The following is a 26,029-nucleotide window of genomic DNA, read 5'->3' as shown; positions in this document are numbered from 1 at the left end:
TATATTTTCTTTTTTATTCTCTTTATAAAACATAACATTCTTAATCAGCCTTTTCATAAGTTATCCACAGATTTGAATCGAATATAAATTCCTAGAGAATAAAAAATAAGCTTTCAAAAACAACTTGAAAGCTTATTTAATAGAATTTATAAAATTTTTTATGAATTCTTAGATTTATTTTGCATTTATTTCTTCTCTGTTAATTTCAATGCAAAATCCAATACTTTTTGACCATTCATCATTCCATAATCAACCATTGGTATTACATCTACTGGAATTCCTAGTGGCTCACAAATTTTCTTTGCCTTTCCTAATGTATATCCAACTTGTGGTCCTAACAAAGCAACATTTACGCCATCTAGATTTTTATCCATTTGACTTTCTGGAAAAGCTTCAATATCTACTTCTATACCTTTAGTCTTGGCTGCATCCTTCATTTTATTAACTAAAAGACTTGTTGACATTCCTGCTGCACAAAATAATCTAATTTTTATCATAATTAATTCCTCCTAAACAATGTATTTATTCTAGTGTTATTACTTAGTTAAAGTATTTACAAATTTTCTTAATTTAATTATTTAATCAATTAAACTCTTTTTTGTTATTAAATGATCCTGGATATGTTCAAATAAAACTCTATTATAGGAAAACCATTAAATATTAATTTTTCCTTTTTATTGATCGGTATGAATTTATTATATAACAATAAATTTTCTTTGTAAATGTTTTCCGATATATCCAGCTAGGATAAGATTTTCTTCAATAGGATAGTTGTGACTCATCTTTTATATAAATTTAATCATTTAGAACCGCCACTAATAGCAAACTATCGGAGTACCTTCTTCAATATTATTAAATAGAACCTTTGCTAGGTAATATGGTGCATTAACACATCCATGAGAACCATTCGCTTTGTATATGTTTCCACCAAACTCTGATCTCCAACTTGCATCATGTATACCAACATTACCATAAAAAGGCATCCAGAAAGAAACAGGACTACTATAATTTTCACCTTTCAAGGTAGCATCCTTTTGCTTATAATTTAATCGATAAACTCCAGTTGGAGTGGGAGATCCTCTGCTTGCATTACCTGTAACAACATCACCTTCTATTACAAGTATTCCATTTTTGTAATACCATAAGTGTTGAATATTCATATTAATTTCCACGTAAGTATTGCCTATGTCATTACTATCATGAGATAAAGCGACTTGCTTATATATAGGCTCTTTTTCTATATTTTCTCCTTTCTCAATATCTTTAATCAACTCTTTTGCCTCCTGTGAAGTATCAATTACCCATCCATAATTTCCTCCACTAACTTTTGTTATTGTTCCTAAAGATGTTTTGAAATCTCTTGTTTTTCCTGATGTATTATGCGTATTGGCAATTTTCTCCATATAATCATAGACTTTTTTTTCATCAATTGAAACAAAATAGTCTTGATCTACTTTAAGCCAATTGTGTATTATTGATCCATCAATAACTTCATTATCTCCGCCGAAGGAATATGTAATTTTTGATGATGCATATTTATCGAGTATATTTTTAGCGTCTAAAACTTCCTTAGATGTTGATATATACTTAGGATTCTCATAGCAATTAATTAATTCTAAATTAATTTTCTTCTCCCCACTAACAACTGCCTTTATTAAGTGTTCATACAAAGCATCTTTATTAATCTTATTTCCATATATCTCTTTGTTAATTATATATCCATCATCTTTATATTCTAATTCAGAATTTTTAGGTGCCACTACACTGCTTCCTGTTATACAAGAAAGATTATTAAAGCTTTTCTTTAATAAATCTTCGTTATATGATACAGAATCCGTAATTGTATAATTCTTCTCTCCTAAAAAAGATAAAATCCAAGCAAATGGAATCTGCTTACTTTTCAGTTCTTTAATTTTGTCTCCTAAATCATATCTTAAGTTAATATCCGCTCCTTTTATTTCTTCCTTTGCACCATAACGTTCTTCTAATTCCACTGAATATGTGTCCATTTTAGATAATATTTCTTCTTCTGCCTCTTGCGCTGTTTTACCTGAGACGTCAACCCTGTTAATTGTTGAACCAAAATAAAAATGATTGATAAAATGTATAGAAACTATTGAATATATAGCTACCAGGGCACAAATAATCATCATTATTCTTTTTGGATATTTTATGTATTGTAATATTTGTTTTATCATACTTATCCCACCTGACATCATTCAATCTTACAATTTTCATTTTTAAATCATAAAATTATAGCTTATACAGAAAATATATTAAGTAACTTTTATTGAAGTTTTATATTTTAATAATTATGTAATTATAATTATATTTAGAACATTTTAAATTCAATTTATTAATTATAAAATGTTTATTATTATTTATAAAAAAAAGGAAAGTTCTGACCTAAAAAGATCAAAACTTTCCTTTGCATTAATTATAATTAAATAGAGCTTTTTACTCTCGTGTATTGATTAGAAATATCTCTAATATTACTCATGAACAATAACAGGGCAGCCTGGGATAATATTATCAAATATTGCCTTTGCCACATAATATGGTAAATTTACGCATCCATGTGAACCACCAGTCTTATATATTTCCCCTCCAAATTCATCTCTCCAACTAGCATCATGAAGACCAATATCATTCTTAATAAAAGGCATCCAAAAGCTAACTGGTGATGCATAATCTTCACCTATTAATACTGAATCTCTTTGTTTCGAATTTAAGTAAAACACTCCTGTTGGTGTTCCATGCCCAGTACTTTCATTACCTGTAACTAGATCACCTTCTACAACAAGATATCCATCTTTATAGAACCATAAATGTTGTTTACCTTTATCAACTTCAACAAAAGTATCACCAACATTACTAAAATAACTGGATATAGAGGTTTGAGTATATATTGGATATTTACTTATAGTTTGTCCACTCTTTATATTATCTATCAGAGCTTTTGTTTCTTCAGAAGCATTAATCATCCAACTATGGTTATTACCATTATCTCCACCACTAACCTTTATGCTTGTACCAAGTGATGATGCATAAGTATTTGCTATATTATCAACATAGTTTCTAACCATATTTTCATCAATTGTTACATTAAAATTACTATCAACGCCAATCCAATCCTTTATTATTGAACTATCTAAATATTGTGTTAATCCCCCAAAATTATAAGTAATTTTAGAAGCCAAATACCTATTAAGTGTATCCCTAGCGCTAACAACTACTGGGGAGTTTATTTTAAATCTAGGCTCTGAACTTTCGTAACAGTTAGCAGCTTCTAAATTCAATGTTGTATCCCCATTTTGAATCGCTTTTACTATGCTTTTATATAATATATCTTTGTTTATTTTGTTTCCATAAACTTCTTTTGATATTACATAATTATTATTTACTAAGACTAAAGTAGCATTTCCAGATTGAACCACTTTACTATCATCAGAACAACTTAGTTTATTTATAGAATCCTGTAACAATTTATTATCAAATGTGATACCTGAATCAGTTTTTAAACCAATGTCAGATCCATTAATTTGTTCCTGAACTCCTCCTCTTTCCTGTAATATTAATGCATATGTTTCAGGTAACTTTTGTTTTTCATTGGTAGTTTTAGCATATGCACCTATACTATTAATAAGAGAAATAAAAAATACAATGCTCAGACAATAGAAAAAGGTTATCATCTCTTTAGTAATTTTATTAGATCTATTTTGTTTTTCTTCCATAAAAACCCCCTTATATAAGATTCTATTAATATTAAATTTTTGCACATACAAGAAATTTTTATATAAATATTGTAAAGCTGCTATATACATTATTCCCCCTTTAAACGCTCTTTGTAAAATATAAAATCTCTTGAATAATATAACATGTTATTAACAATTGTACATTACATATTATACAATATTTTCCACATAATAATCAATTGTCATATAATATTTCTCTTAAGTTAATTACATACTTATGTTAAATAACAAAATCTCAGTTGCTTGTATGGTCAGAAATTTTCTTAATCAGCTGCATTTCTAAGTGTATGTAAGAAAAATTTCCAAGTAAATATATTTTCTATTTTACTCCATTTATACAACTTTCCATTATTAATCAGTCCTTTTCATATTTTATCTGCAAACTTAAATTCATATAAAATAAAAAGGTATGAATTTTTCACCCATACCTTTAACTATCCAATTAGATTAATTTTAGTAGATCTAAAATTTACTTATTCTAGTTGTGTTTGGCATAATGATAAACACTTTAAATATGCATTTTCTAAACACCTAATAGTTTGTCTATTGTATCAACAAGATCACTTACTTCTGGCTTACTTAGCTGTGCATTTGCTCCCACTGATTCTCCCTTATGTTTTAATTCTCCCGTAATTAGTGATGAGAATATTACAACAGGAAGCTTTTTCAATGTTTCATTTTCTTTTATTTTTCTTGTCAATGTGAGCCCATCCATCTGAGGCATTTCTATATCTGTAATAAGTAATTGAGCTTCTTCAATAAAGTTTTCACCTTTATTTCTTGCTAATTCTTCGAAGAAATCTAACGCTTGTTTACCGTCATCAAAAATTCTTAAATTCTTAAATCCTGCTTTTGTAAGAGTATCTTTTAATAACCTTCTAATTAAAGCAGAATCATCAGCCATAACTAATTTTATAGATGATCTATCCTTATAATCTACTTTTATAAGTCTATCTTCACTTATTCCAACACTTGGACAAATATCTGTCACTATTTTTTCAAAATCAAGCATAATTAATACTTTTCCATTTAAAAGTATATTTCCAACAGCTAATGAGTTTTCTGATAGATCATCAGGTTTTCTTATTTCATCCCATCTTATACGATGAACTCCAACTATATCATCAATATTAAATGAAACTTTTATTTTATTAAACTCACAAACTATAACCTTTGATCCAAGTTTTCCTGCCGATCTTTTTGTTAATATGTATTTTAAATCAATCAAAGTAAGTATCTCATCTCTGCATAGTATGAGGCCAGCTATCTCTGGCTTAGGATCTGGCAATTTAGTTAAGTTTGAAGGCATCTCTATTACCTCTTTAACTTTTACAACATTAATTGCATAATGATTTCCATTTGCGATAAATTCTATTATTTCTAATTCCCCAGTACCCGATTCTAGTAATATGTTATTGTTCATAATATCTCTCCCCCTTACTTAAGATCTTGTAATTGTAGCATTATTTTGCAAAATATATCCTTTCACTTTTTTATAGTTATCATAGCATTGATCCTATGTTTTATATCGTATTCATAATTATAGCTTATGTATATGTTGAATAAACATATTATTCTATTTATGCCTATACTTTTATTAAATACTTACATCTATTATCGTTGCCATATATAACTTCTTTAATTATATCATTTATACATGATAATTTGTAATTAAAAAAACTAAAATTCATACTCACCGTGAAAGATACATAAAACTGTTTTACCTTAAAATAATAAAACAGAAAACATTATTTTTTTATCTTTGTCTCATTTGCAGAAGCCTATCTTTCAATTTACCTTCAATTTCTTGTAATTCAGCTTCAGCAGCTTTACGTTTTTCTCTTCCTTCAATTTGTATTCGTAAAACTTCATCAAGAGTTGATATCAATGATTCATTTGTATTCTTTAGAGTCTCAATATCAACAATTCCACGCTCAGATTCTTTAGCTGTCTCAATTGTTGACATCTTTAGTGTTTCTGCATTCTTACGTAACAGCTCATTGGTCATGTTCGTAACTTCGTTTTGAACCTTGGCTGCATTGTTTGAATGAGCTACTCCAAGAGCTAATACAATTTGACTCTTCCATAGTGGAATAGTATTAACAAGAGTAGATTGTATTTTTTCTGACATTAATGAATCATTATTTTGAACGAGACGAATTTGAGGTGCCATTTGGAGTGAAATCATTCTAGTTAATTCTAAATCATGTATCTTTTTGTCAAAGCGATTGCAAAGAGCCACAAAATCATTTGTCGCCTGAGCATCTTCTGGAAGTCCACTTATCCTTGCTCTTTCTGCTAACTTAGGCAGCTCATCCTTTTCTAATTTTGAAAGCTTCTTTTTCCCAGCTAATATGTACATAGAAAGTTCTTTAAAATATACCTTATTTATTTCATACATTTTATCAAGCATAGCAATATCTTTCAAAAGCTGTATTTGATGATTTTCTAGAGCACTACAAATTTTATTAATATTCCCTTCAACCTTTTCATACTTTGCTTTCATTTGCGAAATCTTTTCTGCAGATTTCTTAAAAAGACCTAGAAATCCTTTTTTTTCTTCTACAGATTCAAAATTTTTAAGCTCACACACTACATTTGTTAACATTTCCCCGACTTCGCCTAAATCTTTTGTTTTAACGTTATTTAATGCTGTCTCAGAAAAATCTGCAATCTTCTTTTGAGCTCCTACTCCATATTGAAGAATTGAATTTGTATTATTTATATCTATTTTATCTACAAATTCATTAATCATCTTCTTCTCATCTTCTGTTAAATAGCTTTCATCAAAAATTTCTTTTTGCTTACTTTCTTCTACCTTTACATCAGTAACTTCCCCTTCAAAAGGTTCAAATGTTAAACTTGGCATCATATCTATATCTTCCTTAAATCCATCATTCACTTTTAATTCCTCCTCTTAGTTCAAGTCCTATTTTTTGAAATCATCTTTTTTAAGCCCTTCTTGAGTAAATAGTGTTTCAAGAACAGAAATATCTGTAGAAATATCTAATGCTATTTCTTCAAATAAATCGTCTAATAACTTTTCAAATGCATTATTTATGGTATCCAAAGTCTTTTCAATTTCATTTTTTGCATTTCTTATATTATCACCCTGAACCGGCTGCTCATTCAGTTCTTTATATGCATTAAGAAGCTTTAAAGTCATAGGCAGATAGTGTTTTGCAAATCTATCAACTTCTTGAAGCTTTTTAGGATTCTGCTCAACATACTTAAGTATTTGATTTATAATATTCTGGAGCCTATTTAATTTTTTAGAAATTTCTTCTTTATCTATAGAACTACTTATGTCTCCTATTTGTTTAATGTAATCCCTTCCCATTTCAATTGTATTCCTTAGTTCCATCTTCACTGGATCATTGAAGTCTTTTTTCAGTTCCTCTTGTTTTTTTAATTCATCTTCATTCCTTTTCTTCAAAGATTCCTGTGAAGTCAAATAATTCTCATAAACTTCATTATTTAACATGAAATAAGTCTGCTTATCATCAATATGTCCTTGTGGAAACATATTTAATTCAATCATTTTTCTTAAATCTTTAACTACAAATTTATTTTTTTTCCTAACAGCCTCAGCTAATTCACTAATGGAGCAATAGCTATTACCTCGTAGCAATTTCACATATTCTTTAAAACGCTTCGCTCTCTTTCTTAAATTTATACCCCTTAAAGTAAAAGCTCCACTCGCCGCAAGAAAAGAAAACAATATTCCTAAGCTAATCAAATTACTCATTAAAAATTCACTCTTAAAAGAAATAAGTATTGAATATGAAATTATTAATATTCCTAATATTCCGCTTAATATAGATCCAAATATTGTATACAATGTTCCTGATATACTTCCAACTGGTCTCTTAGCAATATATTTTTGTATTTTATCTTCAGATTTTGGAACAACATTCGCGATATTTTTATATCTATTTTTTAATTCATCTTTTATCTTTTTATCAAAATACTGTGATTTATCTACAAATTTATTTCTTGTCTCTCTAACAGTTTCTTGAGCTTTATCATCAATATCTTTTTTTATCTTAGCAAAATCTATGACATCGAATGCATTTTTTATTGTATCTCTAATTTGCTTTTCTAAATTAGAAAAATCTTTTTTATCCATTCCCCTGCCTCCAAATTATTTTATTAAAACTTAACTTAACATTAATTTATTTGCAACGATATATTGGCTTTATTATATCTTATTCTTGTATCCATTACAATTTGTAACATCTTTATCTCCCTTTAAAATTCTCATTCTAAGACATAAATATCCATAATTTTTTTATTTTGATTTTTATAGAAATGTAAAATCTGCTTCGTAGACTATGTATTTCTAATACCTTTAAAAATTGTTCTCAGATTTCATTATAATTTTCCCCAAAATAAAAAAATCGCAGGCGCTAGAATATAAATTCCTAAAGAATAAAATAAGCCCCGCGATAAATTATCGTGGAGCTCTAGTTTCAATAAAACGCAACCTTAAATTTTTATAATTCCATTAAAATTATATTATATATATTCTAATCCTCTAACTCATCTGAGAATACTCTTTCAATGTGCATCGCAAGGTATCCTATCTCAACTGATTTTATTTTTTTCTTCAATTCCTTACCTAGTTTCATACATATGTCTTCAGCAATTTCAAATGATTTTGGAAATCTTTCACTAATATAATCATTCATATCAAGCTTTATCGTTTCTCCTTTTAACATTCTTGCCGCCATATATTTAATGTGGTTCATAAGACGATTATAGGATAATGATTCGATATCTATTGTCTTTCCTGTACTTTCTTCAATGGATGTAATACATGATCTAACTAACATTGCTACTTGCATTGCTTGTGATACTTTTTCATTTCCTAGGCTTGAATGAATATGAAGTGCTATATAGCCAATCTCATCTTCATTTATTTCAATGCCTTCTATCTCTTTGATAATATCTTTTCCTTTACATGCAACTTCATATTCTTCTGGAAATAAAGCTTTGATGTCTTGTGTTAATGGATTACTAATTTGTTCATTATCTCTTATTCTTTTTACTGCAAATGCAATATGATCTGCAAGTGGGCATAAAATGTTCTCGTCTACTTCGTGAAATTTCTTCTCTGCTTCCAGAATAATATTATTCGCAATTTCTAAAATTTGAGGCTCTATATTATTTATTATCTCTTTAGTCAATCCTCTTTCAGTTTCTTGCTGCAAGAGATATATATGTGCATTTTCTGGAGCTTCAATACGTTCATTGACCTTTTTACCAAAACCTATACCTTTTCCGAGCAAGATATACTCTTTATAGTTATCCATATTTATAGCGAGTACACCATTATGATTTAGTGCTTTTATCACTCTAAACATTTTATGCCTCCTCATCCCTTATATATTATTCAAATGCATCAACTGCAATTAAAGCTTCTCCGGCTTTTATATCTCCAGTTTTTAATAGACGCACCTTTTGATTGCTATTCAATGCAGTGCATATGCATGGTGATGCAATAGATGGTGCATTATTTTTTATAAATTCTAAGTCAAAGCTTAATATTTTATCTCCAGCTTGTACTTTATCTCCCTCTTCCACATAAGTTTCAAAGGCTTTTTTATCAAGCTTTACTGTATCTATTCCTATATGAATAAGTAATTCAAGTCAATCAGTTGTTGTTAATCCCAATGCATGTTTTGATGGGAATACAAAACTTATTACTCCATCTGCCGGAGCTATAACATTTCCATCACTTGGGACAACCACAGCTCCATCTCCCATTATCCTGCTCGCAAATACTTCATCTGGTACTTCGGATAAATCTTTTGCTTCACCTGTTAATGGACTATTTAAAATCACTGTACTTCTAACTTTTCCTTGAACCTTTTTTTCAATACCTTTTTCAGTGTCTTTCTCTGATTCTTTTTTTATTATTGCATAACCAGTATCTTCTTTATCTGGTGCTGTAACTAAGTAATCTTCTAAATTTGATTTTATAACAGTTACTCTTGGCCCATACATTATTTGGACTCCTACGCCTTTGTGAAATATCCCCGATGCTCCAGTTTGTTTTAACAAACCTTCATTCACCAATTCAGAGTTATGTACAGTGCAACGCAGTCTAGTTACACAGCAATCAACATCAGAAATATTGTTCTTTCCTCCGAGACCTCTGCATATCATGACCGAAAGTTCGTCTGCGTTTTCATTTTGATCATTTTTCTTTGCTTCTAAATCACTTCTAGTATAAAGCTTAACTTCACCAGAATCTTCACGACCTGGAGTCTTTAAATCAAGCTTCTTAATTAAGAAGGTGAACAATAAATAGTATACTACAAAATATACGATTCCTACAATAACAATCAGTATCCAGCTTGTTTTAGCATTTCCTTGTAAAATACCAAATAAGAATAAATCAATAAATCCACCTGAGAAGGTCATACCTACGCCAACACCTAACATATGCATTAACATATAAGCAAGTCCAGCAAGCACACAGTGAATTCCATATAATACTGGTGCTACAAATAGAAATGTGAATTCAATTGGTTCTGTTATACCAGTGAGCATTGACGTTAATGCTGCTGATAGTAATAACCCACCTACTGCTTTTCTCTTTTCTGGCTTAGCACATTTATACATTGCTAGCGCTGCTCCTGGCAAACCAAATATCATAAGCGGAAATTTACCCGACATAAATCTTGTTGCAGAAACACTGAAATGCGTTATTCCTGGCGTTCCTAGTTCTGCAAAAAAAATATTTTGAGCACCTTCAATAACTTTGTCTCCTACTTGAGCTGTACCTCCAACGGCTGTTTGCCAGAATGGCAAATAAAATACGTGATGAAGCCCAAAAGGTATTAGTAGCCGTTCCATCAAACCATAAACCCACGTCCCTGCATAACTTGATGCAAGCACTATATTTCCAACTTTGTAAATGGCACCTTGAACTGGAGGCCAAATATAAAACATTAAAATTCCAACTATTAAATAGACAATTGAACTTATAATAGGAACAAATCTAGTTCCACCAAAAAACGATAATACTTGTGGTAATTCAATTTTATAATACCTATTATGCAATGCTGCTGTACCAAGCCCTACGATAATCCCACCGAAAACACCCATTTGTAATGAAATTATACCAAGTACTTCAGTTGATGCGCCACTTAAAAGAGCTTCTGTTCCACCATGAATTTTAATCATGGCACCAATTGATGCATGCATTATAAGAAATGCAATTCCTGCTGCTAACGCTGCAACTTCTCTTTCTTTCTTAGACATGCCTATTGCAACCCCTATTGCAAATATTAAAGGCAAATTTTCAAACACAATGTTTCCTGCATCATTCATTACTGAAAGAAGTTCATTGACAAATGTGCCAGGTCCAATTAAACCTGTAAGTCCATACGTATCAAGCATTGTTTTATTAGTGAATGAATCACCTATACCTAAAAATAAACCTGCTACTGGTAAAATAGCAATTGGAAGCATAAAAGATCTTCCTACACGTTGCAAAACGCCAAAAACTTTGTCTTTCATAATTCTTCTCCTTCATAGGATTATTTTTGCACATTATGAATGCCTTATTATCTCTTTTGTGTGCAAAAAAACATTAACCAACATAAACATCTTCAATAAATATTTATGTATAGTTAATGCCTACCTACCAGTCACATACTATATCACATTTTTCACTCTAGCATATCTATAACTGCATGTCAATGTTTTCATAAAATATTATCGCGGGCATTTTAATAAAAAAATAAAAGGTATTAGTGGTTTAACTTTTCTTCATATATATTATATAATATTCTCATAATATATTTTAGGAGGTCAGCTTTCTTATGAATAATATTCTAACTGAAGAAAATATTAAAAAGTTAAGAGAAGAATTAGATTATAGGATGACAGTTAAAAGAGCTGAAATAGCAAAAGAAAAATTAGTAGCTGCTGCTCACGGAGATAGATCAGAAAATGCTGAATATAAAGAGGCTTGCAGAAACTATAGAGAAAATGATAATAGAATCCAGTATCTATTAACTATGATTTCAACTGCAACGGTAATAAATGATGATAGTATAGATAAATCAGTACTAGGAATTAATAGCAAAGCTAGAATTAGGTTTGTCGAAGATGATGATGAAGTTGTTGTAACACTAGTAACAACTATGGATCTCGATCCAGAAAATATGATTATAAGTATTGAATCAGACTTAGGTAAAGCATTATCCGGGAATAAAGCTGGTGATATTGTTGAAGTCAATGCTCCAGGTGAAAAATATTCAGTTGAAATACTCGAAGTATTATAATACCTATTAGATATTAGTTTTAAATATTCATATGATGCATATTTTGAATCCCCTAGCTAAATTGGTGATTAATCAAAATCTTTGCTAAAATATAATCATATAATAGAAAATAGTGCATATAACAAAGAAGCTTTTTCTTTGTTATATGCACTATTTTTACTGATCTAGTTATGAAAATTTATATTTTCTATTTCTTTGTATAATTCTTTTCTTTAAGTAAAAGATTAATTTTTTCAAGGCGTTTAGTATATAAATCATAATCATCTAGCAAAATTCCCATATAAAGCATATCCACAATAGCTAACTGCGATATGCGAGAAACCATTGTCTCACTATAAAATGTAGTTTCTTCACCACCAGTAAAAAATGTTATGTCTGCATATTCAGAAATGGCTGGTGCTTTAAAATTTGTTAATGCAATAGTTCTTGCTCCAGACTCTTTTGCTATTTTTAAAGCATTTACAGTATCTATTGTGCTTCCTGAATGGGATACACCAATGGCAAGGTCATTACTTGTTAGATGACTTGCACAGATTTGCTGTATATTACTATCAGAGTATGCTCTGCATTCTAATCCTATACGTAAAAATTTATTTCTAATATCACTAGCAACACTTCCCGAATTCCCCACACCGTAAACATCAATGATATTTGAGCTTCTAATCATTTCTATTGCCTTTTTATATTTATCAATATCAATTATTTTTAAAGTATCTTCCAAAGCCTTTATAGTAAGTCCAATCATCTTCACTGGCACATCTTCTATTTTTTCATCTCTATCAATGTGAAGTTCTACCAGTAATTTGGAATCGTACTGCTTATCTACAGATTCCCTTCCCCACTCTTTCATTAATGCCATCTTAAATTCACTATATCCACTACACCCTATACTTTTTACAAAACGTATAATTGTTGGCTCACTCACCCCTACTTGACGAGAAAGCTCTGCTAAAGTCATTGTAGAAACAGAATGTCCGTTTAATAATACATAATCGGCTACTTTTTTTTCAGATGATCTCAGTAAATTATACATATTTTTTATTTTATATTCGTAAGACTCAGTATGGTTCAATTCATCCACATCCTTTGTTTTGCAGTTTTCCTTAAATATATATTACACTAATGTAGTAAAACTACAAATTCAATATTTCATTAATACTATTTTAAGATACTTCTTTTATATTGTAAATAGTTTTACTACATTATATCAATTGACATTGTAGTAAAGCTACATTATAATATATTCAAAAGGAGGAATACCTAAATAATATTCAATATTGTATAATTACTACATAAGAATATTAAATACTAAATAGGTATTATCGGAAATTATGATACCAACAAAAAAAGCTGCTGAAATGACTATAGAAGAATTAGGAGCTTACATTGATCAGTCAGTTCTGAAGCCTGAATTTACTTTAGATCAAATTAGAAAGTATATTCAAAAAGGTGTAGATTATAAATGCAAAACAGTTTGTGTCTATCCATCCTCAATAAATATTGCTAAAGAGTTAACAGCTGAAACTCAAACTGGGATATGTGTTGTATGTGATTTTCCTTTTGGTACATCAGCAACATCCTCAAAAATTCTACAAGCAGAAGAATGCTGTAAGCAAGGAATTGATGAACTTGATATAGTTGCAAATTGTGGCTGGACACGAAGTAATTTATGGCACTCAGTGGAGGCTGATATAAAAGCTGTCGTTGATGTGTGTCACGATTATGATATTCTTGTAAATGCAATTTTTGAAACTGATGCTCTAACTTTAGATCAGATAAAAAAATCTACGGAAGTCGCTATTTCAGCTGGTGTTGATTTTATTAAGACATCAACTAATTTCCTAACAGGATTTGCCAGCAAAGGTGCTAAACCTGAAACCATAAAAATAATAATGGATACTGCGAAGGATCGATGTAAAATTAAAGCCTCAGGTGCCATAAAGACAAGAGAGCACTTTCTAAAATTGATTGATATGGGAATTGATAGAATTGGGATAGGATATAAATCTACTCCTGTTGTCTTAGGTCTTTCATAATGAAAATAATAAATAGCTCGGTTATTATTGAAACTAAAGCTATAACTCATCATAGAAATATATAAAATAGGAATGTAATGAATAATTTATATACATATTAATCCATCACATTCCTATTTTAAAACCAAATTATCTAGATTTCTAGTTGTCATTAATTATAAGGATTTTTACCTTTATTTTTACCAAACTCACTCTTCTGCAATTTTAATTGATTTACTGGAATTAAAAACTCAAAATCACTTATTATCAACTTCTTTTACATATTGCCATGTTACCCCTTCATCTTTTGATTCATACAAAGCCTTGCATCCCCCATTATAATCTCCATCAGATCCTTGACCTATTAAAACATTGAGGATCCCGTCTTGCTCATAAGGCATATCTGGCAAATCGAAAGGATTATATTTTTCCCCATTATCCAGTGTTACTTTTCTCTCTGGAAAACTTACTTTTTTATAATATACACCGCCATCCTCGGTGCGATATAATTCTCCATTACTGCCACCACTATGAGATAAACATAAAAAACCAAGTTTATCATTCAAAAAACTTATTCCAGCTGCCACTCCTGTTTTCCCTGCAAAAGGATCTTCATTTACAATTGTCCATGTATTTCCCCCATCAATTGTGCTCTTCAAAGAGTACGATCTGCTTCCAGCTGCAGCTCCAGTCACTTCTAGCCTATAACCAACTTGATCAGACATATAAAATTCATCCTGATTATTTGATTTTTGAGAAATACTTTTATCTTTGTCTTCTTTTAAAGGTGTATGCGTCTTAATGTTATTTAAATCTTCTGTTAAAATATATCTATACGGAGTATATATTTTTTCTTTACCAGGTACGAATACTGAAACAGCATAACCTATTATCTCTGAAGAGGCCTTTGAAGCTGCTTTTGTGCTCCCTTCTGGATTAATATAAGTAATTCCATCAGTATTATATCCAAAACTTCGGTTACCGTAATAAATAATCCCATATTTATTTTCATTCCATTTGCTCACTGTATCCTTAAGTGGGATAGCCTTCATGGTACTTAGCAATGGCTCTAACAATTTATCTTCATTATAATCAGCATCTACCTGCCCATTTAAATATATTGTTATTTTATCTGATTTGTCATTATTATAACTTATCAAATAACTTTCTAACTTACCCTTATTATCTTTTCCATAAAGATATGTATCAAAAGACGTGATTGTTCCATCCGAATTAAAATTAAAATTAAAGTTACTTGAAACATACAATTTATCTGGCATATGAATTTCTTTATTAATGTCTGCGAAAATACCTTCTATTCCATTTTCATATATATTGTTATGTTCAAACTTTACTGTCTTTTTGTTTTTTAAATCACTTAAAAACCACGAAAGTTTTCCGTTATAGCTTATTGTATCATTATATATTTTTGCTCCGTAAAATAATGTTGCAGTAGCTATAACTATCATAGCTATATAAATCCATATAGTTTTATAATTTGATTTAAAAATCTTTCCCTCATTCAAGCTCTTCTTTATTACGCCTATTTCTTCATCTGTTCTATCTATCATACTTAAAACTAATATGTCTCTGTTTCTAAGTGTTATAACAACATATTTTCTATTTATTCTAAATGACTTTATATCTCGAAAATCTATCTCTAGTCCATCTTCTTGTAAAACTTTTATATTGCTTTCATTAAACTTATATTTTTCTATAATCTGTTGCGGCACACTTATAGGCTTTTTTACACTTTTTATTATTACATATGTAAGCCACACTAAAATGAATGTTATACATCCAAACAATATAATAGTATTATTATGAAATCTTCCAAACCTAGAAAGCGTATATAACTCATAAAGCGAAATACAATATATAAATACAAATATTAGGTTAGACATCATTGATAAAAATATACTTCTTCTTATAATCTGCCTGTATTTTTTCATTTTAACCTCCTTGCTTTTTTATTAGTATATATAAATTATACAGCAAATTCCCAATTATTTGTATTGTTCTACTTTTTATATCTAATTTACAACTGAAATGGTCCATATAAAATCTAATTATTATTTAGATTTATGGGCATTATCACTCACTCCCATATTAATCTACATATGAAAAATTAAAAATGACCAATGATTCATATTTAAGAATCATTGGTCATTTTTATTATACACCTATTAATAATGCTCTTTTACTTTTTACTTTTCGCTTATACTCATACATACGTCTATCAGCTCTCTTTATTAATTCATCAAATTCAATTCCTTCTCTTGGGAAGTTAGCAATACCATAGCTATAACTACAAACAATTTTGTTTCCTTCAAATACTAGTGGGCAATCTTTAAACTTTCTAATCAGTTCTTCAAGCTTATTAGTTAAACTTACTAAATCTGAATTCAAAAAGATTCCTACAAATTCATCTCCACCAAATCTTCCTATAATATCGCCCTCTCCAGCCAAAGCATTTAAGCCTTTTGAAAATTCCTTAATTAATTCGTCCCCAGCCAAGTGGCCATGGTTATCATTAACAAGCTTTAAATCATTTAAGTCAAAAACTACAAGGAAAAATTCTTCTATATTCATATCTTCATTATAAATTTCACTGTGAATTAATTGTTCAAACCACGTTCTGTTACATACATTAGTTAATTTATCATATCTAGATAAATATAAAGTTCTCTCATGAAGTTTATGATTAGTAATTGCAACCGAAACTTGATTTCTCATGTATTCCATTAATTCCAAATCGCCTTCATTAAAACAATTATTGTAGATACTATCAATATTCAAAAATCCATATAATTCACCATCTATAATAATAGGTGAACTAATAATAGATTTTATTTTCATTCCCTCTGCCGTATCTAGCATTTTTATATTTTCTATTCTATGAATATCATTGAAAATAGTTGTTGTATCTACCTTATTTCTCTCATTAGCCCATGCAAAGTGCTCTTCGTACTTTAATTCAAATGTTTTAATATCCTCTAAGTTATAGCCTTTAGCCACAGCTATTTTTAAACTTTTGTCTTTATCTAAAAGCAGCACCGATCCACAACTTCTGCTATCTATACAATTAATGACTTCGTCCAATATTAATTGCAGTAAATTATTAATATTAGATATCTCGTTAATCGAGTACCCTATTTTCAGCATAGACTCTTTTAATTTTAATAATTTACTTATCTTTTCCTTGCTCTTTTTTTGTTCAGTAGTGTCTATTATAACGCCAACTAATCCTTTAACATCATCATCTTCATTTACAACAACTGATTTATTAAAGATTACATCATGATATGTGCCATCTTTATGTGTAAGCCTTTCTTCATAGGCTTGGGATTGCTTTTGACTCATTATATTCTTATCTGAATTACTATAAATCTCCGCTAGTTCCTTTTCGAAAATATTATAAACGGTACTTCCCAAAAATTCTTCTTTACTCATTCCTAAAAATTCTGTAAATGCTGCATTACAATGATTATATAATCCAAATTCATCCTTAGAATATATAGGATTAGGAATAGCATCAATAAGTGTTTGAAGAAATTTCGCATTATCATATACTTTTTTTCTTTGCACTTCAATCTCAGTAATATCTGTTAAAATTAGTATTTTACCAACTATCTTACCATTATTCTCAGATATATTATTAATATTTATCTTATAATATTTTAGCTGTTCTTCATAACTTATACTAATCAAGCTTTCATTACTGGAACCATTCTTTATAACATTTAATAATGTTTTATATTTCCTAAATACTTCATCAATCTTATGCTCTCCTTTACCTAGGTCTCTTAACTCTAAAATAATATTTTTTGCTGAATCATTAAAATTCACTATATTATTTTCAGAATCCAATATTATAACACCTTCTAGCATACTGGAAAATACCTTGTTTAACGCTATTGGGGTAAGCTCCAAAAATTTGAATTTTAATATAGCAAAACTATAAATTATTCCCGAAAAAGAAAGCGTAAATGGAGATAAATCAAGAGTAAATGGTAACAGCTTCAATATATAAATGATATTCGCCCCCCATGGAATTACCCATGCAACTATTATAAGTAAAATTTGTTTTCTAATAATTGCAGCTGATTTTAAATATGCTGCTACCAAAAACACTAACCCTGCAATCATTAGAATGTATGTATAAGCAATATGTATCCAATACCAAGGCCCTTCTATTATCTTTGCTATTGGAAAAACTCCAGTATCATTCATATATAGTTCTTTATAGAATAGATGATGAAAATCATTCGTACAATTCAGAATAAATGTAATTGAAGGTATTATATATAGTAATGCTAAAGTATTCTTTTTAAATTTATCTTTATATCCTGTAAAGTTAAGTGCAAGCATTAACCAAAACACAGCTATAAATGGAATACCTAAGTATTCTATTTTTATCCAGAATTCTACTCCTTCGATGCTTGTACATAATATTTCAAATCCATATCCTAATGCATAAATTGATACAGGAATCAAAGACATTGAAACATATGATTTATCTCTTTTCCATGAAGAATATCCTATATACATTAATGTTAGCGCAGATAATAATAGTATCAAGCAAAAAAAAATGTTTAGCTTCAAAAACATCACCTCATACACTCCATTATACTAAATATATCTTGTAATATTCTACAATTTTATATTTAAAATAAAACATAATGCCACCTAATTCTAAAATTATGGCATATATGTCATTATAAACGTGTTACCAAATTGACACTGGATTATTACGTCTCCCAAAATAATCCATTCTCAGAATTTCATAAATTCAGTAACGACTTTGAATCTTATACTAATTTAGACTTTTGTGATTATAAGTTTAATTATAAAACACATTAAATATAAATCTAATGTGGTATATAAATAAGAATGATATCAGTATAGGAAATACTGATCTTTATATTTCTTGTAATATTAAACTAAAGTTATAAAACACAAATATCCAATCTCTAAAATATCATCTCCAAAACCATCCCTAATGAATTCTATCATAGCATCAGTATTATTACCTATTATTCTTGAAAAAGCTACAGTGTAATTCTTTATGTCTTCCTCATCTATTTTATTTTCCATGCAATATTTTAAGAATAAGGAATACCTTAACAATAAATACTCTAATATAATCATTTGGAATGAAATAATCATCTCTTCTATATCATCACTGATACAATTGCTAAAAATTTTAGATATAATGCAATTTTCAACAAAGTCGTTATATCGCTCGAACAAACTTTTATAATCATTCCATTTAGATGAAAGTTTTTTAATTTTAGCATTTTCCGCGAAATTAGCAATATCTTTTAAAAGAATATTAAAAATAGAAACTTCCTTGTAATTCTCTATGATATCTAAAAATAGATTATTGACTTCCTCAACTGAGTCATTTGTGTTTATCTTTATTCCCTTATACATGTCAATAAGCTCTTTTACATAATTACTATTCTTATACTTTTCTAATTCTTTTAATAAGGCATGTTCTCCAAGATTCTCATTTTCTAAAATAGTCGATAGCATTTGAAAGCTAATAATAAGCTTATTTTCTAGCAAGAAATTTTCTTGCTGCATTATGTTTATGATGGTTTCTCTAACTTTAATTTCTAACGCATTACTTTCTAAATTATTATGACTTTCTGAAGTCATATTTATTTTGCCAGTCTCACTACCTATAAGCTCTAATACTTCTGGACATGAACATGATAATGAAAGCTCTATTCTATCCTCAAAAATATTCTCTATTCTAGGAAACATTTGGCATGTTAAAGATAAATAATTTTCCCCATGATCTTTTACTATATTGCATAATCCATGGCTGTCTAAAAGCGGACATGCTTCATTTGTTTTCTTATTTATAAAATACTCATCTTTACCTTCATATCTTTTTATTTTTACATTATTTAAAATGTTATTAGATTTATCTTTTTTCCAATTCTTATATGTATTGTCATCTACACTAATATCCCATCCTTCACAACATGTGAATTTACACTTATCAGCTGTGCACTTAAACTTATCATAGTTTGAAATTTTTAAGGTATCTATTTTATTCATATATATCTCCAGTTTTTTATAATATTAACTTAACATTAACCATTATAGTTTAATTCCTTATCCTTAGTATACTGTTTATATAAAATATTAACATTTATTTCTCACTTTAAACTATTTCCTTTAAATATAACGCTTTTATAAATAAGATGCTCTTACTTTACCCTGAAATAAAACTCTAAAAATATAATATAAAAAATCCCCTTCACTATTATATCCTCATGTATAATAGTGAAGAGGTTAATTTTTTAATAATTATTGTTCTATTAACTGCTGACAAAGTACATTTCACACTAATTTCCTGAATTTGCAGTTGTCCCACCTGCCGATGACTTTGTATCCACATTTTTAGTAGTTCCATCTGTAGAAGTTTTCTGATCTGTATTCCCATTTGTTCCACTTGTTGATGCCTTTGCATCCGTATTTTCACTTGATGTTCCTGATGGCGACTTTAAGTTTGTGCTTCCATTTGTTCCACCAATTGTTGGTGCTTTTGTATCTGTATTATTTTGGCTATTTGCATCTGTTGATGTTTTTATATCTGAATTTCCCGATGCTCCACCTGCTTGTGTCTTTGCATCTAGTGTTCCAGTATCTCCATTTTGTGATGTTTTTGCGCCTGAATCTTTATTTGCTTCATTACCTGAAACTTTTACTGGAGAATTTTTACTTTTTCCATTTGTCGGCGTTTTTTCATTTGCATTTTTAGTCTGTTCGCCTTCTGACTGCGATTCACTCGTTGATTGCTTCTGAACTTCAGTTTTTTCATCTGAAGTTTTTGCATTAGTGGACATCTCCTGAAAATATAATGCGCCTAATCCTCCAATGCTTATAATCAAAATGAGCGATATAATGGCTATTAGCGCCTTTCTATTGTTATATGAGTTTTTATCTCTACCAAATCTCGTACTATTTTCTTTACCACCTATTTTCTTAGCAGTTTGTCCTTTATTTACTGTAGATCTGCGCCCTCTATTAGAAGTTGAAGCTTTATCATCCTTCGTTATATTACAAAGTAAATTCTTTATATTTTTAGGCATGTTAAGTAATGAGGATATTATTCCTCCTTGCTCAATTGATTGTATCTCTTTAAAATTTTCAGGTGATCTAATTGTTACAACAGGCTTTTTATATTCTCCATACTTACTTTCCACATACAATGTAGCTGAAAATTCATCATCTTTACTTAAGAAAGGTATATATACATCTAAAATGTTATCTTCTATTGAAGAATCAAATTTCAAACCTTTCGTTATTTGAGCATCTCCAATTTTCAAATCATTTTGTAACCCTTGTATATTTAAGGTTAACTTATGAATTGTTTTATTTGATATGTTTCTTACCGTAAGAACATATGCACATATTTTTTTGTTGTTTAATTCTAGTGGTACACCTTCTCCTATATTGCATAATATTTTAGGAGCCAGATTTTTATAATACTCTAACAGTAATCCAGATATAAATGATATTATTATAGTTATAATTGCAGTTTCGATAACACTTATCATAGTAATTTTCGCTTCCTTGTTTTTAAAAATTGTGTAACTAAATTATAGAGTAGAGGGATATTCATGTCAAACTTGAAAATTAATTATAATTTCTCCAATAATTCATATATAGCAGTACAGATTAATCTATAAATCCATTTAAATTACTATTCATAAATATTCTACATATGCTATATTTATGTTTATTATTGACTTTTTGTTATTATTAATAAAGTGCTTTTACTTTTATTTATCTTCTCTAATATCTATGCTATTTGTTTTAGTAGTTCGTTTTCAAAATTACTGTTTGTAAAAAAAGATATTGCAATAAAAACTCTACTGCAATATCTTTTGATATATACTATTTTGCAAAAAGTATTAATTCTTAATTCTTACAAAATAAAGGAAAACTGCTATATTTATTTTGTAAAAGCCTAACAATTGGTACACCAACTATTGTAACAACAACAAACTCGCCAATTGCAACTTCCCCAATTGATAGTACAAGTGGAAATTGATAAATATAGTTAAGCATCCATCCAATTATTACTCCATTAAAAATAGTAGGCCAAAGCGATGCTATTATTAATGATGTTTTCTTATTCTTTACAAACCTTTCTGTAATTGACACAGCATAAACACTAATAAATGTTGCTAAAGTACCAAATATTATATCTGCTAAACCATTAGGTCCAAGAATATTTGCTATAAAACATCCAAGAGTAAGACCTACAATATAAAACGGATCAAAAAATGCTAATAGTACCATTATCTCTGAGACTCTAAATTGTATAGGACCATAGCTTATTGGTGCTAGAACAAGTGTTATAACTGCGTAAAGTGCGGCTATGATAGCTGTTTTAACTAGCCTTTTCACTGTATTATTATTATTCATATAAACTCCTCCATTTTACTAATGATATTTTTAAAGGTAACCTGCTTAATCAACCTTCCCCATAATTTCCGTACTCTCAAAGAACAAAATCTCCACAAATTTTGTTTCAATATAGATTCCTAGAAAATAAAAAAATCGCAGGAAAAATCCTACGATAAATATACTCAACAAAAATAAAAGATTCCATTAACACAAATTAATTTAATCTTTATTATTATCAATTATTTAACCGTAGTTTTATTTTAAGTCAGGAGGCTTTCGAACTGACTATATGTTATTTTTTACTCTTATGATTATATCAAATAGATGAACTCACCACAAGCTATGCATTAGCTTTCCACTATATATTCTATATTAATTTATTAGATTTATTCTAAGTAAATTAATATGAACTTTCAACAAAATCTATATTTTATATTTCTATGATTTTAATAAGAAACATAATATGTCCGACTAAAGTATCAATAATTTCTGCATCATTAGAATTTTCTTAATTAAATTAACGTCAATATTAACTTTTAGTTATACCATTAAAAGCGCAAATGACCATATTCCTTATAAAATTCTCATCTACTATATCACCTGTTATTAATAATCTATAAAATAATGGACCAAAAACTAAATCCATAACTAATTCTATATCTAAATCCTCTTTTAGTTCTCCCCTCGAAATACCACGTTCTAGAATATATCTTGAATCAAGTCTACGAGGCTTAAAATATACTGTTCGGTATGTTTCAGCTAATTTTTGATCAGATTGTCCTTCTGCTATTATCTCATTAATTACCTTCCCCTCGCGACTAGTTAGAAAATTTGCTAAGTTATTTACTTGAATTATTATATCATCCATAGTTGATCCTGTATCCGGAACTGGGAGTCTCACAACAGCTGCGTCAAAAAAAGCATCCATAACAACAGCTGCCTTATTGGACCACCATTTATAAATAGTAGCTTTACTAACTCCAGCTTTCTCAGCAATCTTTTCAATTGTAACAGATCCAAAACCACTTTCAAGCAATAAATCATAGGCAGCGGAAAGAATTGCATTTTTAGTTTTCTCGCTACGAGGGCGTCCTAACTTTTTCTCCATATGTAGTTACCTCCATTGTAATTAACTTATAGCCTATACTTAGTAAACTATACGTCTATTATACTATATATATTATACTTATCAATTCTAATTTATCTCTTTTAAACATTTGACTTAATTGTTAGTGATATTATACCTCTTATGCCTTTTTAATAGACTTAAAAATAATTTTTTTATTTCTTCAAAAAACTATTTACAATACTGAACGTTTAGTATAATATATATTTATAAACTAAACGTTCAGTTTTATCAAATGCCTTATTATTTTATTAAGAATTTTTAAGATATATGGCGGGAATAATATTTATTAATATTCAATTAAAAACAAATAAGTAATAGATCTTATAAATTTCATCAAATTATATGTATTATGAGGAGGAAAAATAAATGAAAGTTGTAGCATTTAACGGAAGTCCAAATAAAGAAGGTAATACTTATCATGGAATAAAATTAGTTACTGATGAACTAGAAAAGGAAGGAATAGAAACAGAAATAATTCATGTGGGGAACAAGTCTATAAGAGGTTGCATTGCTTGCGGATATTGCACAAAAAATAAAAATGGTAAATGTGCCATTGCTACCGATCCAGTTAACGAGTGGATTGAAAAAATGAAAGATGCTGATGGCATAATCTTAGGGTCACCAGTACACTATTCAGCAATTGCCGGAACAATGAAATCATTTTTAGATAGGGCTTTTCGTGTAGCCGAAGCTACTGATAGTATGTTAAGACTTAAAGTAGGCATTGCAGTAGTCGCAGTAAGACGTGCAGGTGGAATTCCAACCTTCGATCAATTAAACAATTATATTAATCATTCTGAAATGATTATTCCTACTTCAAACTATTGGAATGTAATTAACGGAAGAGCCCCAGGTGAAGTAATGCAAGATGAAGAAGGACAACAAATTATGAGAATCCTAGGCAAGAACATGGCCTGGCTTATGAAGCTTATCGAAAATGGTCAAGGAGTTATAAAAACTCCTGAAAGAGAAGAAAAGATTTTTACTAATTTTATTCGATAAACTTTTATCGAATCTAACACTCATATAATTGTAGCATTGATATTTATAAGAAATTTTTATTACTTGTAAATTAGACCTTTGCTCAATTATATGTATTATATAATTTTAAGGAAGTGATTTATAAATGTATCAATCAACTAATGCTGTATTAAAAACAAATTCATCAATAGATAATACCAATACTAGACCTATATTAACTAAATTACTAATCTTAGTTATGTCAATAGCTTGTGGACTTACAGTCGCAAATCTATATTACATTCAACCGCTTTTAGGAGACATAGCAAAAACTTTTCATGTTGACCAATTAAGTATAGGTTTTGCAGCTATGCTCACACAAATAGGTTATGCAATCGGAATGATATTTATATTGCCTTTAGGAGATATAAAAGAAAAGAGAAACTTAATAGTAATAATGCTTTTATTCTCAGTAATTTCACTTATGAGTATGTTTTTCTCTTCAAATATATATATTCTTACGATCTCTTCTTTTGCCGTTGGGTTTACTTCTATAATCCCTCAACTTATTATTCCTTTGGCAGCACAGCTCTCAAATCCGCAACAAAGAGGACAAACTATTGGCACAATAATGAGCGGTTTATTAATTGGAATATTACTTTCTCGTACAGTTAGTGGCATATTAGGAAGCTACCTTGGCTGGAGAATAGTTTATCTTATTGCAGCAATTATGATGTTTGCTCTCATGCTTATTCTTAGAAAATTAATACCATTATGCAACCCTATTTCCGACATTAAATATTCTGAGTTATTAAAATCGATGATACACTTAATAAAAACAGAACCGATCTTAAGAGAATCCTCTCTTAATGGTGCATTAATGTTTTCAGCTTTCAGTGCCTTTTGGACATCCCTTATATTTTTACTTGAAAGTTCTCATTACAATATGGGAGCTGAAGCAGCTGGCTTACTTGGGTTAGTAGGTGTTAGCGGTGCTCTTGCTGCTCCACTGGTTGGAAAAGTAGCTGATAAAAGAGGTTCAAGATTTGCTATAGGCATATGTATAGTCGTGGTTATAGCTTCCTATTTATTATTTTTCCTATTCGGATTCAAAATTTGGGGATTAGTTTTAGGAGTAATTCTTCTAGATTTAGGAGTACAATCTTGTAATGTATCTAATCAGGCAAGAGTACATTCTTTAAATGAAGAAACACGTAATAGACTTAATACTATTTATATGGTTAGCTTTTTTCTTGGTGGGGCGTTTGGATCGTTTTTAGGTTCCTATAGCTATTCTCACTTTGGATGGTATGGGGTATGTACTTTTGGTATAATAACTCAAATCCTTGCGCTTATTATACACAAGATTAGCAAAAAAGCATAAAGTTCTATTTTGCATATTTAAATTTTATTGATTAGAATTTTCCTTTTATTCAC

At 29.2% G+C, this 26,029-nt stretch carries 18 protein-coding genes and 1 pseudogene; 4 read left to right on the top strand and 15 right to left on the bottom strand.

Annotated features, from left to right (window positions below):
• Positions 1-185 precede the first annotated feature (185 nt).
• The 8 genes and pseudogenes from KEC93_RS04165 to KEC93_RS04130 all read right to left on the bottom strand — a co-directional run bounded on the left by KEC93_RS04165 (position 186) and on the right by KEC93_RS04130 (position 11,285).
• The gene (locus KEC93_RS04165; protein ID WP_017209485.1) at positions 186-497 is read right to left on the bottom strand and encodes a PTS sugar transporter subunit IIB; all 312 of its coding nucleotides are present in this window, start codon (positions 495-497) and stop codon (positions 186-188) included.
• Positions 498-815: 318 nt separating this feature from the next.
• Positions 816-2,198 carry a L,D-transpeptidase family protein gene (locus KEC93_RS04160; protein ID WP_077869278.1) on the bottom strand — a complete coding sequence of 461 codons (1,383 nt, stop codon included), beginning with the start codon at positions 2,196-2,198 and terminating at the stop codon, positions 816-818.
• Between the two features lie 294 nt (positions 2,199-2,492).
• Positions 2,493-3,734: a L,D-transpeptidase family protein gene (locus KEC93_RS04155; protein ID WP_238893048.1), complete on the bottom strand. Its 1,242-nt coding sequence runs from the start codon at positions 3,732-3,734 to the stop codon at positions 2,493-2,495.
• A 544-nt stretch (positions 3,735-4,278) separates the two neighbouring features.
• A complete protein-coding gene (locus KEC93_RS04150; RefSeq protein WP_077869280.1) occupies positions 4,279-5,178 on the bottom strand; it encodes a chemotaxis protein in 900 nt (299 codons plus the stop codon).
• Between the two features lie 333 nt (positions 5,179-5,511).
• Positions 5,512-6,657 carry a toxic anion resistance protein gene (locus tag KEC93_RS04145; RefSeq protein ID WP_077869281.1) on the bottom strand — a complete coding sequence of 382 codons (1,146 nt, stop codon included), beginning with the start codon at positions 6,655-6,657 and terminating at the stop codon, positions 5,512-5,514.
• Between the two features lie 27 nt (positions 6,658-6,684).
• Positions 6,685-7,884, bottom strand: coding sequence for a 5-bromo-4-chloroindolyl phosphate hydrolysis family protein (locus KEC93_RS04140; RefSeq protein ID WP_077869282.1), 1,200 nt, complete (start codon positions 7,882-7,884; stop codon positions 6,685-6,687).
• A gap of 400 nt (positions 7,885-8,284) precedes the next feature.
• A complete protein-coding gene (locus KEC93_RS04135; protein ID WP_077869283.1) occupies positions 8,285-9,121 on the bottom strand; it encodes a PRD domain-containing protein in 837 nt (278 codons plus the stop codon).
• 25 nt (positions 9,122-9,146) lie between these two features.
• Positions 9,147-11,285: pseudogene (locus tag KEC93_RS04130) on the bottom strand (PTS sugar transporter subunit IIABC).
• Between the two features lie 305 nt (positions 11,286-11,590).
• On the opposite strand from KEC93_RS04130, the gene KEC93_RS04125 reads away from it, so the two are divergent.
• On the top strand, positions 11,591-12,055 hold the full coding sequence (locus KEC93_RS04125; protein WP_065417145.1) for a GreA/GreB family elongation factor: 465 nt from the start codon (positions 11,591-11,593) through the stop codon (positions 12,053-12,055).
• A 187-nt stretch (positions 12,056-12,242) separates the two neighbouring features.
• Here KEC93_RS04125 and KEC93_RS04120 read toward each other — a convergent pair whose 3' ends face one another.
• Positions 12,243-13,088, bottom strand: coding sequence for a MurR/RpiR family transcriptional regulator (locus tag KEC93_RS04120; protein WP_238860742.1), 846 nt, complete (start codon positions 13,086-13,088; stop codon positions 12,243-12,245).
• 298 nt (positions 13,089-13,386) lie between these two features.
• On the opposite strand from KEC93_RS04120, the gene deoC reads away from it, so the two are divergent.
• Positions 13,387-14,091 carry a deoxyribose-phosphate aldolase gene (deoC, locus tag KEC93_RS04115; protein ID WP_077869284.1) on the top strand — a complete coding sequence of 235 codons (705 nt, stop codon included), beginning with the start codon at positions 13,387-13,389 and terminating at the stop codon, positions 14,089-14,091.
• Positions 14,092-14,327: 236 nt separating this feature from the next.
• Here the strand turns inward: deoC and KEC93_RS04110 are convergent, their stop codons facing one another.
• From KEC93_RS04110 to KEC93_RS04085, 6 genes are all read right to left on the bottom strand, one after another.
• Entirely contained in the window at positions 14,328-16,022 is a 1,695-nt protein-coding gene (locus KEC93_RS04110; protein ID WP_077869285.1) for a WD40/YVTN/BNR-like repeat-containing protein, read from the bottom strand.
• A 223-nt stretch (positions 16,023-16,245) separates the two neighbouring features.
• A complete protein-coding gene (locus KEC93_RS04105; protein WP_077869286.1) occupies positions 16,246-18,681 on the bottom strand; it encodes a histidine kinase N-terminal 7TM domain-containing diguanylate cyclase in 2,436 nt (811 codons plus the stop codon).
• 327 nt (positions 18,682-19,008) lie between these two features.
• Complete coding sequence (fliB, locus tag KEC93_RS04100; RefSeq protein ID WP_077869287.1) at positions 19,009-20,142, bottom strand: flagellin lysine-N-methylase; 1,134 nt, start codon at positions 20,140-20,142, stop codon at positions 19,009-19,011.
• A gap of 290 nt (positions 20,143-20,432) precedes the next feature.
• Entirely contained in the window at positions 20,433-21,647 is a 1,215-nt protein-coding gene (locus KEC93_RS04095; protein ID WP_077869288.1) for a dermokine domain-containing protein, read from the bottom strand.
• A gap of 364 nt (positions 21,648-22,011) precedes the next feature.
• Positions 22,012-22,521, bottom strand: a complete 510-nt coding sequence (locus KEC93_RS04090) for a QueT transporter family protein (protein WP_077869289.1) — start codon at positions 22,519-22,521, stop codon at positions 22,012-22,014.
• Between the two features lie 511 nt (positions 22,522-23,032).
• Entirely contained in the window at positions 23,033-23,611 is a 579-nt protein-coding gene (locus KEC93_RS04085) for a TetR/AcrR family transcriptional regulator (protein ID WP_077856505.1), read from the bottom strand.
• A 387-nt stretch (positions 23,612-23,998) separates the two neighbouring features.
• On the opposite strand from KEC93_RS04085, the gene KEC93_RS04080 reads away from it, so the two are divergent.
• Both KEC93_RS04080 and KEC93_RS04075 read left to right on the top strand, forming a co-directional pair.
• The gene (locus KEC93_RS04080; protein ID WP_011968084.1) at positions 23,999-24,634 is read left to right on the top strand and encodes a flavodoxin family protein; all 636 of its coding nucleotides are present in this window, start codon (positions 23,999-24,001) and stop codon (positions 24,632-24,634) included.
• Between the two features lie 124 nt (positions 24,635-24,758).
• Positions 24,759-25,976 carry an MFS transporter gene (locus KEC93_RS04075; protein WP_077856507.1) on the top strand — a complete coding sequence of 406 codons (1,218 nt, stop codon included), beginning with the start codon at positions 24,759-24,761 and terminating at the stop codon, positions 25,974-25,976.
• The last annotated feature ends 53 nt before the right edge of the window (positions 25,977-26,029 follow it).

The organism is Clostridium beijerinckii (assembly GCF_018223745.1).
Taxonomy (GTDB): Bacteria; Bacillota; Clostridia; order Clostridiales; family Clostridiaceae; genus Clostridium; species Clostridium beijerinckii.
The sequence above is the reverse complement of the archived record's forward strand: the minus strand, read 5'-3'. Positions and strand labels throughout refer to the sequence as shown.